Below are 4,846 nucleotides of genomic sequence, written 5' to 3' on the forward strand. Positions count from 1 at the left end.
TTGCTCCCAGTACTATCAGGAGTGTTGTTGATATAAAAACCTCGTTACTTTCCATTTTAGCAATAACCGAAAATAAAGGTCTAAGTAACAACCTACCGGTTATAAATATAACGCGATAGCTGCTTGTACCAATGAACCTGCCAGTGAGCTTATTAGACTGTTTCCAGAGTTACCGGTAAGTAAAAGTACTAATACCATTAGTGGTACCACTGCAAAATCTTGCATCAATAGTACTGCTATCGACAACCTACCAACTTGACTTGCTTGAGATCCTTTTTACTGCTGAACCTGTAACACTATTGCTTTGAGGACAATGCAAGCCCACCGCCGATAACTGCTGCCATGTTAGTGTTCACTCCAAAAGCAAGAACAATGTACCATATCGCTACTATGGTAACTATAACTTGAAGGGAACCAAATCCAAATACATGAATATGCATGGCAATGAGACGTTCAAAGGTCAATTCAAGACCTATAATGAACAATAGAAAAACTACGCCGAATTCTGCAAAATTATCCATTGCGTCAGCTGAATGTATCAGATTAAATCCACGAGAACCAATAAACGCGCCTGCAACGAAGTAACCGAGCACTGAGCTGATATTCATTTTCCAAAACGTTATGACTATAAACACAGCGGCGGAGAGTAAAATTATAATATCAAACAAATACTGAGAGCTGTTGTGTATAAAATTTAACCTGTAGAATTAGACCATTTAATTGAGCAACCGATATTTGATTTTTGCTCGGCTGGAGGATTACCGATTTCTGCAATAAATATCATAGCTTGAAATAGATCACTGCTTCCTATTTTATAGTTTTGAATCTTGTTTTTATTTTGCATCGTTAAAACGTCCACTATAGCAAAGGTTTAATTTAGCGTTGAAGCTAAAATAGTCAGGAGTAGAAACAGCATCATACTTTTTAGCTACTTTTTGCGTACTGTCAATCAGATATGGAAATGTAAACCTATTTCCCTTGGCAAAATTAATCATATTTTCAAAGGAGTCCTCTGGATATTCATTTTACATTATTTGGCATTATTGCAACAGTACTTACCTGATAATCTTTTTTATAACATCAACATCGCTCACCAGATTGCTAATAATTGATTGAACGTAAGGACAGTGATTGCATATAAACATTACAATAAGACCATTTTTTCCACGACAGTTACTTAATGTATAGTGTTTATTATCCACTCCAAAAGATTGAAATCCTTTGCAGTAAAGTCAAAACCTACCTTATTCATCGCAACCATAGCTTATATAGATTTGTATATCACATATAACTTATGATATTACCACTTAAATGTCAAATGAATCCTGTATTTAACTATTTGCACATTATTTTTTAGCATCGCAATTGTAGAACTTATGTTTATAACTTTCGAAGGAGTAGAAGGTTCTGGTAAAACAACACAGTCAGAGTTGCTTGCGGGTCATTTTAGGCAAATTCATGGCGAAAATAACTTAATATTGACTTGAGAAACAGGTGGCACTGATTTAGCAGAGAAGGTAAGGGGGATACTTTTAAAGGACAATACTGATCCCATTTCTTAACTTCTGCTGCTCGTCTCAATGAGATATGAACACATGGAAAAATTGATATTATCAGCTCTAGAAAAAGGAAAGATAGTGATTTGCGATCGGTTTATTGATTCAACTATTGCATACCTGGGTATGGGCTTGGAGTTGACTTAGGGCTGATAAAGTTCGAAAAGGATTTCAAGAAATAGCGCTAAGAGAGTCTGATAGGTGCAGTGTTATCACTGAAGTTGAAACTAAAGATAACAATCAAGTATATAGTGAAATTATTAGACTTATGTGCAATTAGAAAATTTCTCTCATAACCTGAATTTTGGTGTTTTTATAATGCTCTTTTTACAAGATATATAAAATAAAGGAGGCCGGGACCGGAATTGAACCAGTATAAAAGAATTTGCAGTCCTCCGCATAAACCATTCAGCCACCCAGTCGTTTTTTATGTATAGATATTCATTATATCTTTTAGCATAGATAAATCATCTTCTTTTTTACGTTGAAAGGTATTGCGCCTAATATTTGAACCATTACCCCCACCATGCTTAGTTTCTTTTGCCTCATTGCATATATCATCCGCCGATTTTGACTCGCCACCAGAAAAACTACTACTCTTTTTCCTGCAAAGCAATATTTTTTGACGTATTCAATTCTTTTGGACAATAACTCAATATTTTACGGCTTCTATTTTTTCTTTTTCTAAGTTGATTAGTTGGAAGTTTTACTTTTATTATGTTGGCACCGAGAAAAGCTGCTATATGTGCAGCATAGGAAATAACATCAACTGCTGTTTCACCTTCTTTGGAAATTCCTTCACCACGTGGATAAGACCACATCACTACTGCAAGTCCACAAGACTTAGTCTCAGCTATGATTTCACGGGCTTCTTCTATCATATCGAAACACTTCACAGAACCAGGATATACAGTAAACCCAACAGCTATGCAGCCCAAACGCAGCGCGTCTTTCACAGAGGCAGTAATTTCCTGATCATAATTTAGACCTTTCGAATGCAAAGAGTTGGAACTATTAAATTTCAAAATAAGTGGCAGCATTCCAGCATAAGTTGAAGCACCAGCTTTGATCATACCAAGCGGAGCAGCTTATGCACTTACTCCTAAATCAACCGCAAGCTGAAAATGATAATGTGGATCGTAAGCATCAGGGCTAACTTCAAAGCTTTTTATTGGGCCGTGTTCAAATCCTTGGTCACTGGGAGAATGACTAATTTGCCAGTTCCACCAAGTTTTCCATGCATGAGAATACGAGTTATGTTTGCTTTTACCCGAGGACTTTCACTTTCGTAGTAACTTTGGATCTGTCTTACTTTTTTCAGTTATTGTCACTATAACCAAAATTAAATTTAAGTTGTAAATTGTAACAAGATAAAGCTCAATACAAGAATTTTAAGTTACATCAAAAGCAATTTTATTTTCTTGTTTACTCATATAAATCCTTAATTTCTTTCCTTTAGTTAGTCGGCGATTTAGTATTTCTTCAGCTAAGTAACTTTTTATTTCTTTCTCAATCAGCCTCTCTATTGGGCGTGCTCCCATTTCTTTGCTGTAACCCGTCTGTGCAAGGTAAGATTTTACTTCCTCCTCCACTGAGCAGCTTATGCCCTTTTGCATGAGTTGTTTTTTCATTTCCTGAACAAATTTATCTACAATATGTAGAATTACACCTGCATTTAAATCAGAGAAAGAAATAACCGCATCAAGACGATTACGAAATTTAGGGCTATAAACCTGTTCCATTGATTTTTCACCATCACTGATGTTAAAATCTTTATCTCCAAAGCCGATGGAGCTTTTACTGCGTTCAAATGCTCCAGCATTGGTTGTCATAATCAAAATTACACTGGAAAAATTAACTTTACGTCCGTAGGTATCTGTAACACAACCATAATCCATGATTTTTTAGCAATATGTTATAAATATCGTTGTGGGCTTTCTCGATCTGATCAAGAAGCACAACGCTATATTGACTATTAGATATGGATTCCGTTAGTAATCCGCCCTGGTCATAACCTACATATTCAGGAGGGGAACCAATCATTCTAGATATTGTATGAGATTCCTTATATTCAGACATGTCAAAGCGCACGCGATTCATACCCATACGTTTTTGCTAACTGTTTCGCAAGTTAAGTCTTACCTACACCAGTCGGACCTGCAAAAAGATAATTTGCTAAGGGTTCATCATAATTTCTCAGCCCAGATTTTGCAATTTTAATAGAATTAGCAAGAGATTCTATCGCTTGCTCTTGACCAAAAATTACATTCTCGAGGTTTTATTTTAGATATTTGATTCTTTGTATATCACCAAATTCAGACCCACAAGATACGTTTGTCATCTTAGTGATAGTATTCTTAATGTCTCTACTGTTTACAATTTTTCGTCTGTTTTTTGCAACTTACAATATGCTCCTGCTTCATCTATAACATCAACTGCTTTATCAGGTAATATTCGTCCACTAATATATTTATGCGAAAGTTCTACTGCAGACCTAATGGCATGTTTTGTATAATATATTCCATGGTACCCTTCTTAGTAGTGCTTTATACCGTTTAGTATCTTTATTGTATTGTATTTATTGTATTGAACAGATGACTCTTTTATATTAATTTTTTAAAACCTTCTTGCAAATGCTTTGTCCTTTTCAAAGCTATTGCTGTATTCTCTGTATGTAGTTGCACCTATGCAAAGCAATGTACCTCTTGCAAGTGCAGGTTTGAGTAAATTGCCAGCATCAAGGAAGCTACCACTTGTTGAACCTGCTCCAATGATAGTGTGTATTTCATCGATAAAATATAGCACCAGGTTTTGTCTCAATTGCTTTTATTATAGATTTTATTCTCTCTTCAAAGTCACCTCTTTAGCGTGTTCCTGCGAGGAGTGTGACCCTAAATCCAAAGCATAAATAATGCTGGACCTCAGGACACTCGGAACACTGCCTTCGACGATTTTCAATACCAGACCTTCAACTATTGTCGTTTTGCCGACGCCTGGATCCCCAAAATAAAGAGGGTTGTTTTTCCTGCGTCTTAATAAGATTTCTATAGTACGGTCTAATTCATAATCACGACCGATAACGTAATCTATTTTTTTACTTCTCGTATAATCATTTAAATTTCTGCAATAACTTTGCAGAATTTCCTCATCTTTTAATAATTCGCCTTTACTTACTGCAGTAGAAATTTTATTATTTTTTAGTAGTGTTGTTATTGAGGCCTAAATATTACTAAAAGTATTTATTTAATATATCTTTATTTTAAGATAATGCAATTAATTATAAACAAATA

Annotated in this window: 1 tRNA gene and 5 pseudogenes; 1 reads left to right on the forward strand and 5 read right to left on the reverse strand. The window is 35.2% G+C overall.

What is annotated here, in order from left to right:
• Both HET73_RS05905 and HET73_RS09525 read right to left on the reverse strand, forming a co-directional pair.
• Positions 1 to 689 (reverse strand): annotated as a pseudogene (locus HET73_RS05905) (cation:proton antiporter domain-containing protein); the annotation flags it as partial.
• Positions 690 to 694: 5 nt separating this feature from the next.
• Positions 695 to 1,261, reverse strand: a pseudogene (locus HET73_RS09525) (thioredoxin family protein).
• A 115-nt stretch (positions 1,262 to 1,376) separates the two neighbouring features.
• On the opposite strand from HET73_RS09525, the pseudogene tmk reads away from it, so the two are divergent.
• Positions 1,377 to 1,836, forward strand: a pseudogene (gene tmk / locus HET73_RS05915) (dTMP kinase).
• 70 nt (positions 1,837 to 1,906) lie between these two features.
• Here the strand turns inward: tmk and HET73_RS05920 are convergent.
• The 3 genes and pseudogenes from HET73_RS05920 to HET73_RS09530 form a co-directional block, all read right to left on the reverse strand.
• Positions 1,907 to 1,978 (reverse strand) — tRNA-Cys (locus HET73_RS05920).
• A 5-nt stretch (positions 1,979 to 1,983) separates the two neighbouring features.
• A pseudogene (locus tag HET73_RS05925) lies at positions 1,984 to 2,877 on the reverse strand (class I fructose-bisphosphate aldolase).
• Positions 2,878 to 2,947: 70 nt separating this feature from the next.
• A pseudogene (locus HET73_RS09530) lies at positions 2,948 to 4,754 on the reverse strand (AAA family ATPase); the annotation flags it as partial.
• Positions 4,755 to 4,846 lie beyond the last annotated feature (92 nt).

Source organism: Wolbachia endosymbiont of Atemnus politus, assembly GCF_013309895.1.